13 protein-coding genes and 1 tRNA gene are annotated in these 16,422 nt (G+C 66.1%); all 14 read right to left on the bottom strand.

Translation table 11 applies throughout. From position 1 onward, the window contains the following. The coding region (locus ACYVJJ_RS02680; RefSeq protein WP_049419246.1) for a GTP-binding protein at nucleotides 1-121 on the bottom strand (121 nt) is incomplete at its 3' end. 61 nt (nucleotides 122-182) lie between these two features. Further along, nucleotides 183-2,273, bottom strand: coding sequence for an elongation factor G (fusA, locus tag ACYVJJ_RS02675; protein WP_460830905.1), 2,091 nt, complete (start codon nucleotides 2,271-2,273; stop codon nucleotides 183-185). Between the two features lie 111 nt (nucleotides 2,274-2,384). Then, nucleotides 2,385-2,852 carry a 30S ribosomal protein S7 gene (gene rpsG / locus ACYVJJ_RS02670; RefSeq protein ID WP_460830904.1) on the bottom strand — a complete coding sequence of 156 codons (468 nt, stop codon included), beginning with the start codon at nucleotides 2,850-2,852 and terminating at the stop codon, nucleotides 2,385-2,387. A 48-nt stretch (nucleotides 2,853-2,900) separates the two neighbouring features. After that, nucleotides 2,901-3,275, bottom strand: coding sequence for a 30S ribosomal protein S12 (gene rpsL, locus ACYVJJ_RS02665; RefSeq protein WP_460830902.1), 375 nt, complete (start codon nucleotides 3,273-3,275; stop codon nucleotides 2,901-2,903). Nucleotides 3,276-3,580: 305 nt separating this feature from the next. Next, nucleotides 3,581-7,804 (bottom strand): DNA-directed RNA polymerase subunit beta', encoded by a 4,224-nt coding sequence (rpoC, locus tag ACYVJJ_RS02660; RefSeq protein ID WP_460830901.1) that lies wholly within the window; start codon nucleotides 7,802-7,804, stop codon nucleotides 3,581-3,583. Nucleotides 7,805-7,900: 96 nt separating this feature from the next. Continuing rightward, nucleotides 7,901-12,055 (bottom strand): DNA-directed RNA polymerase subunit beta, encoded by a 4,155-nt coding sequence (rpoB, locus tag ACYVJJ_RS02655; RefSeq protein WP_460830900.1) that lies wholly within the window; start codon nucleotides 12,053-12,055, stop codon nucleotides 7,901-7,903. Between the two features lie 381 nt (nucleotides 12,056-12,436). Then, nucleotides 12,437-12,805, bottom strand: coding sequence for a 50S ribosomal protein L7/L12 (rplL, locus tag ACYVJJ_RS02650; protein WP_460830898.1), 369 nt, complete (start codon nucleotides 12,803-12,805; stop codon nucleotides 12,437-12,439). A 57-nt stretch (nucleotides 12,806-12,862) separates the two neighbouring features. Further along, nucleotides 12,863-13,402: a 50S ribosomal protein L10 gene (rplJ, locus tag ACYVJJ_RS02645; protein WP_460830896.1), complete on the bottom strand. Its 540-nt coding sequence runs from the start codon at nucleotides 13,400-13,402 to the stop codon at nucleotides 12,863-12,865. A gap of 320 nt (nucleotides 13,403-13,722) precedes the next feature. Further along, on the bottom strand, nucleotides 13,723-14,421 hold the full coding sequence (rplA, locus tag ACYVJJ_RS02640) for a 50S ribosomal protein L1 (protein ID WP_460830895.1): 699 nt from the start codon (nucleotides 14,419-14,421) through the stop codon (nucleotides 13,723-13,725). A gap of 4 nt (nucleotides 14,422-14,425) precedes the next feature. Then, on the bottom strand, nucleotides 14,426-14,854 hold the full coding sequence (gene rplK, locus ACYVJJ_RS02635; protein WP_460830893.1) for a 50S ribosomal protein L11: 429 nt from the start codon (nucleotides 14,852-14,854) through the stop codon (nucleotides 14,426-14,428). Between the two features lie 162 nt (nucleotides 14,855-15,016). After that, a complete protein-coding gene (gene nusG, locus ACYVJJ_RS02630; protein ID WP_460830892.1) occupies nucleotides 15,017-15,589 on the bottom strand; it encodes a transcription termination/antitermination protein NusG in 573 nt (190 codons plus the stop codon). Between the two features lies 1 nt (nucleotide 15,590). Continuing rightward, nucleotides 15,591-15,968 carry a preprotein translocase subunit SecE gene (secE, locus tag ACYVJJ_RS02625; protein WP_460830890.1) on the bottom strand — a complete coding sequence of 126 codons (378 nt, stop codon included), beginning with the start codon at nucleotides 15,966-15,968 and terminating at the stop codon, nucleotides 15,591-15,593. Between the two features lie 90 nt (nucleotides 15,969-16,058). After that, nucleotides 16,059-16,134 (bottom strand) — tRNA-Trp (locus tag ACYVJJ_RS02620). A gap of 165 nt (nucleotides 16,135-16,299) precedes the next feature. Next, a partial coding sequence (locus tag ACYVJJ_RS02615) for an EF-Tu C-terminal domain-related protein (protein ID WP_460830906.1) occupies nucleotides 16,300-16,422 on the bottom strand: 123 nt, incomplete at its 5' end.

Below are 16,422 nucleotides of genomic sequence, written 5' to 3'. Positions count from 1 at the left end.
CGAAACGCTCCGCACCGATCTTCGTCAGCGCCGCCGTCAGCGTCGTCTTGCCATGGTCAACGTGACCGATCGTGCCCACGTTCACGTGGGGCTTGGTGCGCTCGAACTTACCCTTGGCCATTGCTTCTACCTCAGTTCTCGATTGATCCAGCGCCCCGGGCTCTCGCCCGGGGCGATACTTTTTAGTTCTTCTTGATCACGGATTCGGCGATGTTCGTCGGCGCTTCCGCGTAGTGATCGAATTCCATCGTGAAGGTCGCGCGGCCCTGCGACATGGAGCGCAGCGTGGTCGCGTAGCCGAACATCTCGCCCAGCGGAATCATCGCGTTGATGATCTTGCCCGACGGGCTGTCGTCCTGGCCCTGCAGGATGCCGCGGCGACGGCTCACGTCGCCCATCACGTCGCCGAGGTAATCCTCGGGGGTGACGATCTCGACCTTCATGATCGGCTCGAGCAGAACCGGGGAGGCCTTGCTGAAGCCTTCCTTGAAGCCCATCGAGCCGGCGATCTTGAACGCCATTTCGGACGAGTCGACCTCGTGGTACGAGCCGTCGACCAGGCGGACCTTGACGTCCACGATCGGGTAGCCGGCCATGATGCCGTTGGCGACCGCTTCCTGGATGCCCTTGTCGACCGCCGGGATGTACTCCTTCGGGACGACGCCGCCGACGATGGCGTTCTCGAACTCGTAGCCCTTGCCCTGCTCGTTCGGCGAGATCTCCAGCCACACGTGGCCGAACTGACCCTTACCGCCCGACTGGCGCACGAACTTGCCTTCGGCCTTGACCGCCTTGCGGATGGTCTCGCGGTAGGCGACCTGCGGCTTGCCGACGTTCGCTTCCACGTTGAACTCGCGCTTCATGCGGTCCACGAGGATGTCGAGGTGCAGCTCGCCCATGCCCGAGATGATCGTCTGGCCGGACTCCTCGTCGGTCCGCACGCGGAACGAAGGATCTTCCTGCGCTAGGCGACCGAGGGCCATGCCCATCTTCTCCTGGTCGGCCTTCGACTTCGGCTCCACCGCCATCGAGATGACGGGCTCCGGGAAGGTCATGCGCTCGAGCGTGATCACGGCGTCCTGGGCGCAGAGGGTGTCACCCGTGGTGACGTCCTTCAGGCCGACGGCCGCGGCGATGTCGCCGGCGCGCACTTCCTTGATCTCCTCGCGCTGGTTGGCGTGCATCTGCAGGATGCGGCCCACGCGCTCCTTCTTCGACTTGACCGGGTTGAACACCTGGTCGCCCGAATTCAGCACGCCCGAGTAGACGCGGAAGAACGTCAGCGCACCGACGTACGGGTCGGTCATGATCTTGAAGGCGAGCGCCGAGAACGGCTCGGTGTCCGACGCCTTGCGGCTGTCTTCCTTCTCGTCCTCGTCGATGCCCTGCACCGGCGGGCGGTCGGCCGGCGACGGCAGCAGATTGATGACGCCGTCGAGCATCGCCTGGACGCCCTTGTTCTTGAACGCCGTGCCGCAGAAGACCGGGACGATCTCGACGCGCAGCGTGCGGTCGCGCAGGCCCTGGACGATCTCGCTCTCCGACAGGTCACCGTCGTTGAGGTACTTGTCCATCAGCTCTTCGGACGCCTCGGCGGCGGCCTCGACCATGAAGCCACGCGCTTCCTCGGCCTTCGCCTTCAGCTCGGCCGGGATTTCGCCGTACTCGAACTTCGTGCCCTGCGACGCGACGTCCCAATGGATCGCCTTCATCTTGAGCAGGTCGACGACGCCCTCGAAGCCGTCCTCGGCGCCGACCGGCACCTGCATCGGCACCGGGTAGGCACCCAGGCGCGACTTCAGCTGCTCGACGACCTTGTCGAAGTTGGCGCCGGTGCGGTCCATCTTATTGACGAACGCGAGGCGCGGCACGGAGTACTTGTTGGCCTGGCGCCACACGGTCTCCGACTGCGGCTGCACGCCGCCGACGGCGCACAGCACGAACACCGCACCGTCGAGCACGCGCAAGCTGCGCTCGACTTCGATGGTGAAGTCGACGTGGCCGGGGGTGTCGATGATGTTGAAGCGGTGCTCGGGCAGGGACTTGTCCATGCCCTTCCAGAACGCCGTCGTCGCGGCCGACGTAATGGTGATGCCGCGCTCCTGCTCCTGCTCCATCCAGTCCATCGTCGCGGCACCTTCGTGCACTTCGCCGATCTTGTGGCTGACGCCGGTGTAGAACAGGATGCGCTCGGACGTGGTGGTCTTGCCGGCATCGATGTGGGCCATGATGCCGAAGTTGCGGTAACGCTCGATGGGAGTGGTGCGAGCCACGGGACCCTCTCGTAAGTTTTCGGATTCTCAAATGGCCGGACGCCGCCTTTGCAGGCGGCCTCCGGTTGGAGGGCGGCCATAGCCGCCCTTATTGCAGCGCTACGCGCTAGATCACCAGCGGTAGTGCGCGAACGCCTTGTTGGCGTCCGCCATGCGATGCGTCTCTTCGCGCTTCTTGATCGCGCCGCCACGGTTCTCCGAGGCATCGAGCAGCTCGGCCGCCAGCTTGCGCGGCATCGAGTTCTCGCCGCGCTTGCGCGCGGAGTCGATCAGCCAGCGCATGGCGAGCGCGTTGCGGCGGGCCGCACGCACTTCGACCGGCACCTGGTACGTCGCACCGCCGACGCGGCGGGACTTCACCTCGACGGCCGGCGCGACGTTCGTCAGCGCCTTCTCGACCAGCTCGAGCGCGTTCGGATTCTTCTCGGTGATGACGTCCATCGCGCCGTAGACGATCTTTTCGGCGATCGACTTCTTGCCGGACTTCATGACCATGTTGATGAAGCGGGCGATCGTATCGCTCCCGTGCTTGGGATCGGGCAGGACCGAGCGCTGCGGGGTGGAACCTTTACGCGACATTGGCGTGTACCTCTCGTATCAGGCGACGGCGCGGGGCGCCGGTCGAAATCAGGACTTCGGACGCTTGGCGCCGTACTTGGAACGGCCCTGGCGGCGCTTGGCGACGCCGGCGGCGTCGAGCGAGCCACGGACGGTGTGGTAGCGCACGCCCGGGAGGTCCTTGACGCGGCCGCCGCGGATCAGCACGACCGAGTGCTCCTGCAGGTTGTGGCCTTCGCCGCCGATGTACGAGATGACCTCGTAGCCGTTGGTCAGGCGCACCTTGGCGACCTTGCGGAGGGCCGAGTTCGGCTTCTTCGGGGTCGTGGTGTAGACGCGGGTGCAGACGCCGCGACGCTGGGGACAGTTCTGCAGCGCGGGGGACGTGCTCTTGTACGTTTCAGGGTTGCGCGGCTTGCGCACCAGCTGATTGATGGTCGCCATCTGGAGCTCTTCGTTTGGGCCGGGGCCCGTGGAAAACGGAAGGCCAGCCCCGAGGGGCCAGCCAAGACGAAAAAGCCTAGCCCGCGTCCGGCTTTTCCAGCCAGTCGCGGGCTCGACTCGTGCGATCCGCCGGCCGCCACGGAGGCGCCGCCGGACCGCTTAGATCCCACCCTGCCCTGGGTCCAATACGAGGCACGTCCTGTGGCCTCATTTGGTGATCTGGGGCCGCCGAGGCGGCCCGGGTCATGCTTAGCTCGGGGAGTATAGCAGGGCCGACCCGCCTCGGGGCAAGCCGGCCTGCATCGTCACTCTTCCTCGCCACCGGCGGCGGCCTCGGTCGCCGCCGGGGCGTCCTCGGCCATCACCGCCGTGCCGGCCAGCTGCTCGAACTCGGCGTCGGTCAGGCCCGACGCGTTCTTGCGGCGCTGGCTGTGGTACGCGAGGCCCGTGCCCGCCGGGATCAGGCGACCGACGATCACGTTCTCCTTGAGGCCGCGCAGCGTGTCTCGGGTGCCGCGAACGGCCGCCTCGGTAAGCACGCGGGTGGTCTCCTGGAACGAGGCCGCGGAGATGAACGACTCGGTCGCCAGCGATGCCTTGGTGATGCCGAGCAGCACCGGGTCGAACTTCGCCGGCAGCTCGTTGCGGGCGGCCAGGCGCTGGTTCTCCTCGATCACGCGCTGGCGCTCGACCTGCTCGCCCGCCAGGAACTTGCTGTCGCCGGCGTCGGTGATCTCGACCTTGCGCAGCATCTGGCGAACGATCACCTCGATGTGCTTGTCGTTGATCTTCACGCCCTGCAGGCGATAGACGTCCTGGATCTCCTTGGTCAGGTAGACGGCCAGCGGCTCCACGCCGAGCAGGCGCAGGATGTCCTGCGGGTTCGGCTCGCCGTCCACGATCGTCTCGCCCTTCTCCACGTGCTCGCCTTCGAACACGATGATCTGGCGGTACTTCGGGATCAGCTCTTCGTGCTCCCCACCCTCGGCGTCCTTGATGATCAGGCGCTGCTTGCCCTTGGTCTCCTTGCCGAAGCTGACGATGCCCGAGCGCTCGGCCAGGATCGCGGGATCCTTCGGCTTGCGCGCTTCGAACAGGTCGGCCACGCGCGGCAGACCGCCGGTGATGTCGCGGGTCTTCGAGGCTTCCTGCGGGATCTTGGCGACGACGTCGCCCACGCCCACGGGGGCGCCGTCCTGCAGGTTCACGATCGAGCGCGGCGGCAGCATGTACTGCGCCGGCAGGTCGGTACCCGGGATCTGCAGGTCCTTACCGGCGGCATCGACGATGCGGACGATCGGACGCAGGTCCTTCGCCTGCGAGCCACGACGCTTCGGATCGGTGATCTCGCGCGAGGCCAGGCCGGTCAGCTCGTCGGTCTTCTCGGTGACGGTCACGCCGTCGACGAAGTCGATGAAGCGGATGAAGCCCGCCACTTCCGACATGATCGGATGGTTATGCGGATCCCAGTTCGCGACCTGCTGGCCCGCCTTGACCTCGGCACCGTCGCGGACGGTGATCGTGGCGCCGTAGGGCAGCTTGTAGCGCTCGCGCTCGCGGCCGTGGTTGTCCAGCACCGACAGCTCGCCCGAGCGCGACACCGCGACCAGGTGGCCGCCCGCGTGCTCCACGTGCTTGAGGTTGTTGAACTTCACCGAGCCGGTCGTCTTGACCGTGATGTTGTCGATCGCCGCCGCACGCGACGCCGCGCCACCGATGTGGAACGTACGCATCGTGAGCTGCGTGCCCGGCTCGCCGATCGACTGCGCGGCGACGACGCCGACCGCCTCGCCGTGGTTGACCAGATGGCCGCGGCCGAGGTCACGGCCGTAGCACGAGGCGCAGACGCCGAACGGGGTCTCGCAGGTGATCGTCGAGCGGACCTTGATGGTCTGCACGCCGGCTTCCTCGAGCCTGGCGACCCAGGCCTCGTCCAGCAGCGTGTTGCGGGTGACGATCGGGTCCTCGTCGTTGCCCGGCAGGAACACGTCTTCGACCACCATGCGGCCGAGCACGCGCTCCTTCAGCGGCTCGACCACGTCGCCGCCTTCGACGATCGGGGTCATGGTCAGACCCTCGAGCGTGCCGCAGTCGGATTCCGTGATCACCACGTCCTGCGCCACGTCGACGAGTCGACGGGTCAGGTAACCGGAGTTCGCCGTCTTCAGCGCGGTGTCCGCGAGGCCCTTACGGGCGCCGTGGGTCGAGATGAAGTACTGGAGGACGTTCAGGCCTTCGCGGAAGTTCGCGGTGATCGGCGTCTCGATGATCGAGCCGTCCGGCTTGGCCATCAGGCCGCGCATACCGGCGAGCTGACGGATCTGCGCCTGCGAACCGCGGGCGCCGGAGTCGGCCATGATGTAGATCGAGTTCATCGACTTCTGGGCGACGGTCTCGCCCTTCGCGTCGACGACGTTCTCGGTGCCGATCGCGTCCATCATCGCCTTGGCCACGCGCTCGTTCGTGCGCGACCAGATGTCGACGACCTTGTTGTACCGCTCGCCGGCGGTGACCAGGCCCGACTGGTACTGCTCCTGGATCTCGAGGACCTCGTTCTCGGCTTCGCCGAGGATCGCCTTCTTCTCCTCGGGGATGATCATGTCGTCGATGCCGATCGAGACGCCGGCGCGCGTGGCGTACGCGAAGCCGGTGTACATCAGCTGGTCGGCGAAGATGACCGTGTCCTTGAGGCCCAGCTGGCGGTAGCAGCTGTTGATCAGGCGCGAGATGTTCTTCTTGGTCAGTTCGGTGTTGGCGAGCTCGAACGGCAGGCCTTCCGGCAGGATCTCCTGCAGCAGCGCGCGGCCGACCGTGGTGTCGACGATCGACGTGCGCTTCGTGCGCTCGCCATCCTCGCCCACCACGGTCTCGGTGATGCGCACCTTCACCTTGGCGTGCAGCTCGACGACGCGGTTGTCGTAGGCGCGCTTGACCTCGGCGACGTTCGCGAACGCCATGCCCTCGCCCTTCTTGTTCACCAGGGCGCGGGTCATGTAGTACAGGCCGAGCACGACGTCCTGCGACGGCACGATGATCGGCTCGCCGTTCGCCGGCGACAGGATGTTGTTCGACGCCATCATCAGCGCGCGCGCTTCCAGCTGGGCCTCGAGGCTCAGCGGGACGTGCACGGCCATCTGGTCACCGTCGAAGTCGGCGTTGAACGCCGTACAGACGAGCGGATGCAGCTGGATCGCCTTGCCCTCGATGAGGACCGGCTCGAACGCCTGGATGCCGAGACGGTGCAGGGTCGGCGCGCGGTTCAGCAGGACCGGGTGCTCGCGGATCACCTCTTCGAGGATGTCCCACACCTGCGGCTCTTCGCGCTCGACCAGCTTCTTGGCGGCCTTGATCGTCGTGGCGAGGCCACGGCGCTGCAGCTTGGCGAAGATGAAGGGCTTGAACAGCTCGAGCGCCATCTTCTTCGGCAGGCCGCACTCGTGCAGGCGCAGCGTCGGACCGACCACGATGACCGAGCGGCCGGAGTAGTCGACGCGCTTGCCGAGCAGGTTCTGGCGGAAGCGGCCCTGCTTGCCCTTGATCATGTCGGCGAGCGACTTGAGCGGGCGCTTGTTCGTGCCGGTGATGGCACGGCCGCGACGGCCGTTGTCCATCAGCGCATCGACCGACTCCTGCAGCATGCGCTTCTCGTTGCGCACGATGATGTCGGGCGCATTGAGCTCGAGCAGGCGACGCAGGCGGTTGTTGCGGTTGATGACGCGGCGGTAGAGGTCGTTGAGATCCGAGGTCGCGAAGCGGCCGCCGTCCAAGGGGACGAGCGGACGCAGGTCCGGCGGGAGCACCGGCAGCACGGTCATGACCATCCACTCCGGGCGGTTGCCGGAGTCGATGAAGGCCTCGATCAGCTTGATGCGCTTGGTGAGGCGCTTGAGCTTGGTCTCCGAGCCCGTGGACGCGATGTCTTCGCGCAGCTGGACCATCTCGGTCTGCAGGTCGATCGTGCGCAGCAGGTCGTAGATCGCCTCGGCGCCCATCGCGGCCTCGAAGTCGTCGCCGTGCTCCTGACGCGCTTGGAGGAACTGCTCCTCGGTCAGCAACTGGCCACGCTCCATCGGCGTCAGGCCCGGCTCCGTCACCACGAAGGCCTCGAAGTACAGGATGCGCTCGATGTCGCGCAGGGTCATGTCGAGCATCAGGCCGATGCGCGACGGCAGCGACTTCAGGAACCAGATGTGCGCGACCGGCGATGCGAGGTCGATGTGGCCCATGCGCTCGCGGCGCACCTTGGCCAGCGTCACTTCCGTGCCGCACTTCTCGCAGACCACGCCGCGGTGCTTCATGCGCTTGTACTTGCCGCACAGGCACTCGTAGTCCTTGATCGGGCCGAAGATCGCCGAGCAGAACAGGCCGTCACGCTCGGGCTTGAACGTGCGGTAGTTGATCGTCTCCGGCTTCTTGACCTCGCCGTACGACCACGACCGGATCAGCTCCGGCGAGGCAAGGCCGATCTTGATCGCGTCGAAGTCGATCGTCGTGCGCTGCTGGTTGAACAGATTGAGCAGGTCTTTCATTTCAGTCTCCAGGGGAGCGAAGTTCGCTGAGAACGTGATTGCTTCCCGGCCCGCTGGCGCGCATCACTGCCGCGCGCTGGGGCCGGTGTCCCGTCCTCAGATCTCTTCGAGCTCCATGTTGATCGCCAGCGAGCGGATTTCCTTCACGAGCACGTTGAAGGACTCCGGCATGCCCGCGACCATGTCGTAGTCGCCGTCGACGATGTTCTTGTACATCTGGTTGCGGCCCTGCACGTCGTCGGACTTGACGGTGAGCATTTCCTGCAACGTGTACGCGGCGCCGTAGGCCTCGAGTGCCCAGACTTCCATCTCGCCGAAGCGCTGGCCGCCGAACTGCGCCTTGCCGCCCAGCGGCTGCTGGGTGACGAGCGAGTACGGGCCGGTCGAACGCGCGTGCATCTTGTCGTCGACCAGGTGGTTCAGCTTCAGCATGTGCATGTAGCCGATCGTCACCGGGCGCTCGAACGCCTCGCCCGTGCGGCCGTCGTGCAGGATCGTCTGGCCGCTGCTCGGCAGCTCCGCAAGCTCGAGCATGCGCTTGATCTCGGACTCGGCCGCGCCGTCGAACACCGGGGTCGCCATCGGCACGCCATCGGTGAGGTTCTGCGCGAGCGTGATCAGTTCCTTGTCGGTGAACTGGGACAGGTCGACGCGCTCGCCCACCACGCTGGTGTCGTGGTTGTAGATGTCGCTCAGGAAGGCGCGGAGCTCGGTCACCGCGTTCTGCGCCTGCAGCATGCGGTCGATCTTCTTGCCCAGGCCCTTCGCGGCCCAGCCCAGGTGCACCTCGAGGATCTGGCCGATATTCATTCGGCTCGGCACGCCCAGCGGGTTCAGCACGATGTCGACGGTCTCGCCGTTCGCGCTGTACGGCATGTCCTCGACCGGAACGATCGTCGACACGACACCCTTGTTGCCGTGGCGGCCGGCCATCTTGTCGCCCGGCTGGATGCGGCGCTTCACTGCGAGGAAGACCTTGACCATCTTGAGCACGCCCGGGGCGAGGTCGTCGCCCTGCGTGATCTTCGCGCGCTTGTCGGCGAAGCGACGCTCGAACTCCTTCTGGTACTCCTCGATCTGCTTCTGCGCGCGCTCGATCGCCTCGACGGCGTCCTCGTCCTTCATGCGCAGCGTGAACCAGTCCTTCTTGGACAGGCTGTCGAGCACCAGCGAGGTGACCGTGTCGCCCTTCTTCAGGCCCGCGCCGCCGTTGGCGACCTTGCCGAGCAGCTGCGAGCGCAGGCGGTCATAGATCGCGGCCTCGAGGATACGGAACTGGTCGTCGAAGTCCTTCTTGACCCGACGGATTTCCGATTCCTCGATCTGGCGGGCGCGCTTGTCCTTCTCGATGCCGTCGCGGGTGAAGACCTGCACGTCGATGACCGTGCCGTCCATGCCCGGGGGCACGCGCAGCGAGCTGTCCTTCACGTCGGACGCCTTCTCGCCGAAGATCGCGCGGAGCAGCTTCTCTTCCGGCGTCAGCTGGCTCTCGCCCTTCGGCGTGACCTTGCCGACCATGATGTCGCCGGCGCGGACTTCCGCACCGATGTACACCACGCCCGACTCGTCGAGGCGGCCGAGGGCCTGCTCGGACACGTTCGGGATGTCGGCCGAGATCTCCTCCGGCCCGAGCTTGGTGTCGCGCGCGACGCAGGTCAGTTCCTCGATGTGGATCGTCGTATAGCGATCCTCCTCGACCACCCGCTCGGAGAGCAGGATCGAGTCCTCGAAGTTGTAGCCGTTCCACGGCATGAACGCGACCAGCATGTTCTGGCCGAGCGCGAGCTCGCCGATGTCGGTCGAAGGGCCGTCGGCCAGCACGTCGCCACGCTCGACGCGATCACCGACCTTCACCAGCGGGCGCTGGTTGATGCAGGTGTTCTGGTTGGAGCGCGTGTACTTGATGAGGTTGTAGATGTCGACGCCGGCGTCCAGCCCGCCCTCGTTCACCTCGTCCTCGTTCGCCTTGACCACGATGCGGGCCGCGTCAATCTGCTCGATCACGCCGCCACGGCGCGCGTTGACGGTCACGCCCGAGTCGCGCGCCACGGCGCGCTCGATGCCCGTGCCCACCAGCGGCTTCTGCGCACGCAGCGTCGGCACCGCCTGGCGCTGCATGTTGGCGCCCATGAGCGCGCGGTTCGCGTCGTCGTGCTCGAGGAACGGCACGAGTGCGGCCGCGACCGACACGGTCTGCATCGGCGAGACGTCCATGAAGTGGACCTCGCTCGGCGGCTTGAGCAGCGACTCGCCCTGGAAGCGGCAGGCGACGAACTGCGCGGTCATCGCGCCCTTGTCGTCCTGCGGCGCGTTCGCCTGCGCGATGACGTACTCGTTCTCCTCGATCGCCGAGAGGAACTCGATCTCATCCGTCACGCGGCCGTCGACCACCTTGCGGTACGGCGTTTCGAGGAAGCCGTAGCGGTTGGTGCGCGCGAAGACAGCGAGCGAGTTGATCAGGCCGATGTTCGGGCCTTCCGGCGTCTCGATGGTGCAGACGCGGCCGTAGTGCGTCGGGTGCACGTCGCGCACTTCGAAGCCGGCGCGCTCGCGCGTCAGGCCGCCCGGGCCGAGGGCCGAGACGCGACGCTTGTGCGTGACTTCCGACAGCGGGTTGTTCTGGTCCATGAACTGCGACAGCTGCGAGGAGCCGAAGAACTCCTTGATCGCGGCAGCCACCGGCTTGGCGTTGATGAGCTCCTGCGGCGTGAGGCCTTCGGACTCCGCCATCGAGAGGCGCTCCTTGACCGCACGCTCGACGCGCACGAGGCCCACGCGGAAGGTGTTCTCCGCCATCTCGCCGACCGAACGCACGCGACGGTTACCGAGGTGGTCGATGTCGTCGACGATGCCGCGACCGTTGCGGATCTCGGTCAGCACGCGGATGACGTCGAGGATGTCCGACGTCTGGCCATTGGCCTCGCGCAGGCGCGCGGACTCGTCGTCCTTGCGGTCCTGGAAATAGCGCGCGTCGTAGAGCACCGACGCGCCTTCGGTGGCCTTGCGGCCAAGGCGGCGATTGAACTTCATCCGGCCCACGCCCGAGAGGTCGTAGCGCTCGAACGTGAAGAACAGGTTGTGGAACAGGTTCTGCGCGGCGTCCTTGGTCGGCGGCTCGCCGGGACGCATCATGCGGTAGATCTCGACCAGCGCCTCGAGCTGCGTCTTGGTCGGGTCGATGCGCAGGGTATTGGAGATGTACGGGCCGCGGTCGAGGTCGTTGACCCACAGCGTGCCGACCTGCGCGATGCCCGCCTTGCGGAAGGCTTCGAGGTGGCCGTCGTTGATCTCGTCGTTCGCGCTCGCGATGAGCTCGCCCGTCTTCGTATCCATGACGTCGTGCGAGAGGATGCGGCCGACGAGGTAGCTATCCGGCACGGCGAGCGCGGAGATGCCCGCCTGCTCGAGCTGGCGCACGTGGCGCGCGGTCACGCGACGGCCGGCCTCGACGATGACCTTGTCACCGTCCGAGAGATCGAAGTCGAGCGTCTCGCCGCGCAGGCGCTCCGGCACCAGCTCCAGTTGCACGCCCTCGGGCAGCACGTGGAACGTGTTGATGTCGAAGAACGAGCGAAGCATCTCCTCGTTGCCGTAGCCCAGCGCGCGCAGCAGGATCGTCACCGGCAGCTTGCGGCGACGGTCGATGCGGCAGAACACCGAATCCTTCGGATCGAACTCGAAGTCGAGCCAGGAACCGCGATACGGGATGATTCGCGCGCTGTAGAGCAGCTTGCCGGAGCTGTGCGTCTTGCCACGGTCGTGGTCGAAGAACACGCCCGGCGAGCGGTGCAGCTGCGAGACGATGACGCGCTCGGTGCCGTTGACGATGAAGGTGCCGTTCTCGGTCATGAGCGGGATCTCGCCCATGTAGACCTCCTGCTCCTTCACGTACTTAATCGCCTTCGTCGACGACTCGCGGTCGTAGATCACCAGGCGGACCGTGACGCGGAGCGGCGCGCCGTAGCTCATGCCGCGCGTGCGGCACTCGCGCTCGTCGAAGGCCGGCTCGCCGAGCTTGTAGCCGACGTATTCGAGGGCGGCATTGCCGCTGTAGCTGACGATCGGGAAGACCGACTTCAGCGCGGCATGCAGGCCGCGGTCCTCGCGCTTGGCGGGATCGGTGTTCTCCTGCAGGAACTCGCGGTACGAGTCGACCTGGATCGCGAGCAGGAAGGGGACCTCGAGGATCGCGCGGCGCTTGCCGAAATCCTTGCGGATGCGCTTTTTCTCGGTGAACGAATACGTCGTCATGGGCTGCCTCTGAGAAGCTGGAATCCGGGACTCGGGACTGGCGGTTCGCTACGGCCGATGCGGCCGGACACTGTCTACGCGAACACCCAATCCCGAATCCCGGACTCCCGATTTGAATGAACTGTCAGTTGGAAGCCGCGGGTATTGCCGGCACCCGCACGCCTTCTGAAGCTGCTTCCAACTACCAACTCGGTTGGTTTTCTGTGCTGCCGGACCCGGGGAACGGAAGGGCTCGATGCCTCGTCACCGCAGGTGACGTTGGACAGCAGGCCTGTGGATTCGTTCCGGAAAACCGCGTCCGTCTACAACGACCAAAGGCCGGGGGCGTTTCGCCCCCAGCCTTCAGTGGGTCGCCGTGGAAAACCGGCGACGCAAAGCTGCTTACTTGACCTCGACGGTCGCGCCGGCAGCTTCCAGGTCCTTCTTCATCTTCGCGGCGTCGTCCTTCGACGCGCCTTCCTTCACGGTGCCACCGGCTTCCGTGAGGTCCTTCGCTTCCTTCAGGCCCAGGCCGGTGATGGCGCGGACGGCCTTGATGACCTCGACCTTCTTGTCGCCGGCCGACTTCAGGATGACGGTGAACTCGGTCTGCTCTTCGACCGGAGCCGCGGCGGCGGCCGGGCCCGCGGCCATGACCGGGGCAGCGGCCGAGACGCCGAACTTCTCTTCGATCGCCTTGACCAGGTCCATGACTTCCATCAGCGACTTGGCGGCGATGGCGTCGACGATCTGCTCGTTGGTAACGGACATTGGATATACCTTCTGGAAATTGATTTCTAAAGCGGGTTCAGGAAAGAACGTCGACGATCAAGCCGGTTCGGCTTCGGCGGGGGCTTCCTCAGCCGGCGCGGCATCGCCGCCACCCTGCTGATCGGCCACGGCCTTGACCGCGCGAGCGAACATCGCGGCCGGTTCGGCCAGCACGCGGGCGAGCATCGCCAGCGCCTGTTCGCGGGTCGGCAGCGCGGCGAGCACGTCCACGTGGGCGGCCGGCAGCAGCTTGCCTTCCACCGAGACGACCTTCGCCTTGAGCTTGTCGTTGCCCTTGGACGCGTCCTTGATCAGGCGACCGGCAGCGCCGGGCTCCTCGAGCGAGAACGCATACAGCAGCGGACCGACCAGGGCGTCCTTGACGCACTCGAACTCCGTGCCTTCGACGGCGCGGGTCGCGAGCGTGTTCTTGACGACCTTGAGGTACACACCCGTTTCGCGAGCCTTCTTGCGCATCTCGGTCATCTGACTGACCGTGGTGCCCGCGTATTCGGCCGCGACCAGGGAGTGCGCCTTGCCGGCGATTTCCGCCAGCTCCGCGACGACTACCTGCTTCTGGGACAGATTGAGAGCCATTGCACTCCTCCAATTGAACTCCACGACGGCTGTTCGCCATCGCGGGACGGGGCGGCGCCAGTCCTTGGCACCGGGGACACCCGAAGGCGTCCCGGTGGTGGCCGTCCAGAAACGAATTTCCAGAAGGGCACCATCTACGCAGGCTGGATGGATTAAGCGATCCCGCTTTGACCGACGGCGAATCCCTTGCCGTGTGAGCTTCCCTAGCCCGTCGCCGGTCGGCGCCGACCGCACCTGCGGTCTTTGACGGTCACGGCCGCCGGAGCGGCCGCGCCTTCAAAAGAGTCGGCCGCCGGCGTATGCCGGCGGCCTTTCAACACTTACTTGAGCGCGAGCGAGGCCTGATCGACGATCACGCCCGGACCCATGGTCGAGCTGATCGCGATCTTCTGCAGGTACTGGCCCTTCGAGGTCGCCGGCTTCGCCTTGATCAGGTCGAGCAGCAGCGCCGTCAGGTTTTCCTTGAGCTTGGCGTCGTCGAAATCGGCCTTGCCGATCGTGCAGTGAATGATACCCGCCTTGTCGGTGCGATAACGGACCTGGCCGCCCTTGGCGTTCTTGACCGCTTCAGCCGGGTTCGGCGAGACGGTGCCGACCTTCGGGTTCGGCATCAGGCCGCGCGGGCCGAGCACCTGGCCGAGCTTGCCGACCACGCGCATGGCGTCCGGCGTCGCGATCACGACGTCGTAGTTGAGCTCACCGGCCTGCATGCGCTCGGCAAGGTCGTCCATGCCGACCGCGTCGGCACCGGCGGCGAGGGCCTCGTCGGCCTTCGCACCGGCCGGCGCGAACACCGCGACGCGGACCGACTTGCCGGTACCGGCCGGCAGCACGGTCGAGCCGCGCACCTGCTGGTCCGACTTCTTGGCATCGACGCCCAGGCGCACCGCGACGTCGACAGACTCGACGAACTTGGCCTTGGTGCCGGTCTTGAGGATCTGGATCGCTTCTTCGATCGCGTAGGCCTTGCCCGGAACGACCGCGGCCTTGATGGCCTTCTGACGCTTGTTCATAGCCATGTGATCAGCCCTCCACCACGAGACCCATCGAACGGGCCGAGCCCGCGATGGTCTTGACTGCCGCTTCGAGATCCGCCGCCGTGAGGTCGGCTTCCTTCTGCTTCGCGATCTCTTCGAGCTGGGCGCGGGTGACCTTGCCCACCTTCTCGGTGTTCGGACGCTTGGAGCCGGACTGGACGCCCGCGGCCTTCTTCAGCAGCACCGAAGCCGGGGTCGACTTGGTGACGAAGGTGAAGGTACGGTCCGAGTAGGCCGTGATGATGACCGGGGTCGGCAGACCCGGCTCGAGCTTGGAGGTCGCGGCGTTGAACGCCTTGCAGAACTCCATGATGTTCAGGCCGCGCTGACCCAGCGCAGGACCGACCGGCGGCGAGGGATTGGCCTGGCCGGCCTTCACCTGCAGCTTGATGTAACCCACAACCTTCTTAGCCACGATCTTTCTCCTGGAGTTCGAACGTCAGCGGCCTGCGCCGGTGACTCCTCCGCTTGGTTGAAATCGCAAAACCGGCCACGCCGGCTTTGCCCCGCCGGTGTTATCCGACCGCCAGGCCGGATGAACAGCGGCACTTATCCGAACCGGAGGTCCGGGTAAGCCTTACTTGGCCTTCTCGACCTGCCCGAACTCGAGTTCGACAGGGGTCGAGCGACCGAAAATCAGCACCGCCACGCGCAGGCGGCTCTTGTCGTAGTTGATCTCTTCGACGACGCCGTTGAAGTCGTTGAACGGGCCGTCGACGACGCGGACCATCTCGCCCGGCTCGAACAGCACCTTCGGACGGGGCTTCTCGACGCCTTCCTGCACGCGCTGCAGGATCTGGTCGGCCTCACGGTCGGAGATCGGGAGCGGACGATCGGCGGTGCCGCCGATGAAGCCCATCACCTTCGGGGTCTCCTTGATGAGGTGCCAGCACTCGCTGTCGATGCGCGGGATGCCGTTGTCGTCGTGGACCGCGATCTGCACGAGCACGTAGCCCGGGAAGAACTTGCGCTCGGAACGGCGCTTCTGGCCGGAGCGCATCTCCACGACTTCCTCGGTCGGCACGAGCACGTCGCCGAACTTGTCCTGCATCTCCTCGCGCGCGATGCGGTCACGCAGCGCCTGGGCCACGGACTTCTCGAAGCCCGAGTAGGCGTGCACGACGAACCAGCGCTTGTTCACTTCGGTCATATCAGCGTCCCAGCAGAAGCTTGATGACCCACTGGATCACCGCATCGAATCCGGCGAGCAGCAGGCTGATGATCAGCACCGCGAGCATCACCACCCACGTCGTACGCAACGCTTCCTGGCGCGTCGGCCATACGACCTTGCGCAGCTCGAAGCGCGACTCGGACAGGAACTCGCGCGTCTGCGCGCCCTTGACCGTCGTCGCGAACAGCGCGACGCCGGCGACGATGCCCGCCACGACGACGAGTCCACGCAGCACGCTCGGCCACTGCTCGAACCAGTAGAACGCGAAGACGCCTGCCGCCACGAGCAGCAGGGCGACGGCGTACTTGGCGACATCTCCGACGGAGGCACCGCGGGCTTGTTCGACCTTGCTGTTCACGTCTTGCGAGTCCCTCGCAAAAGCCCGCACATCCCCTGCACGGACTTCGATGCTTCGGTGACGACGGGCGATCCGGATGACCGTCGAAGATGGCACGCCAGGAGGGACTCGAACCCCCAACCTGCGGTTTTGGAGACCGCTGCTCTGCCAATTGAGCTACTGGCGTATGTCTCGTTGGGCGTTTTCCGAAAAGGCGACGGCGGCTTTCGCCGCCCCGCCCTTTCCGCCCGGTTGTGCGGAAACCGGCCGGAGCCGGTTTCCGTGTCCCGTCGCTGTCGCGCCATTGGCGCCACGAGCGGCGGAGTCGCCCGGGCCGAGCCCGGGCGGGATCTTACTTGATGATCTTCGCCACGACGCCGGCGCCGACGGTGCGGCCGCCTTCGCGGATCGCGAAGCGCAGGCCCTCGTCCATCGCCACCGGGTTGATCAGCTGCACGACCATCTTCACGTTGTC

The sequence above is a fragment of the Lysobacter humi (ex Lee et al. 2017) genome, assembly GCF_054781815.1.
The sequence above is the reverse complement of the archived record's forward strand: the minus strand, read 5'-3'. Positions and strand labels throughout refer to the sequence as shown.

What these genes read in the sequence shown, in the direction of transcription:
- rpsG (WP_460830904.1), bottom strand. Translation starts at nt 2,852, where the DNA reads ATGTCGCGTAAAGGTTCCACCCCGCAGCGCTCGGTCCTGCCCGATCCC.
- rpsL (WP_460830902.1), bottom strand. Translation starts at nt 3,275, where the DNA reads ATGGCGACCATCAATCAGCTGGTGCGCAAGCCGCGCAACCCTGAAACG.
- rpoC (WP_460830901.1), bottom strand. Translation starts at nt 7,804, where the DNA reads ATGAAAGACCTGCTCAATCTGTTCAACCAGCAGCGCACGACGATCGAC.
- rpoB (WP_460830900.1), bottom strand. Translation starts at nt 12,055, where the DNA reads ATGACGACGTATTCGTTCACCGAGAAAAAGCGCATCCGCAAGGATTTC.
- rplL (WP_460830898.1), bottom strand. Translation starts at nt 12,805, where the DNA reads ATGTCCGTTACCAACGAGCAGATCGTCGACGCCATCGCCGCCAAGTCG.
- rplJ (WP_460830896.1), bottom strand. Translation starts at nt 13,402, where the DNA reads ATGGCTCTCAATCTGTCCCAGAAGCAGGTAGTCGTCGCGGAGCTGGCG.
- rplA (WP_460830895.1), bottom strand. Translation starts at nt 14,421, where the DNA reads ATGGCTATGAACAAGCGTCAGAAGGCCATCAAGGCCGCGGTCGTTCCG.
- nusG (WP_460830892.1), bottom strand. Translation starts at nt 15,589, where the DNA reads ATGACCGAAGTGAACAAGCGCTGGTTCGTCGTGCACGCCTACTCGGGC.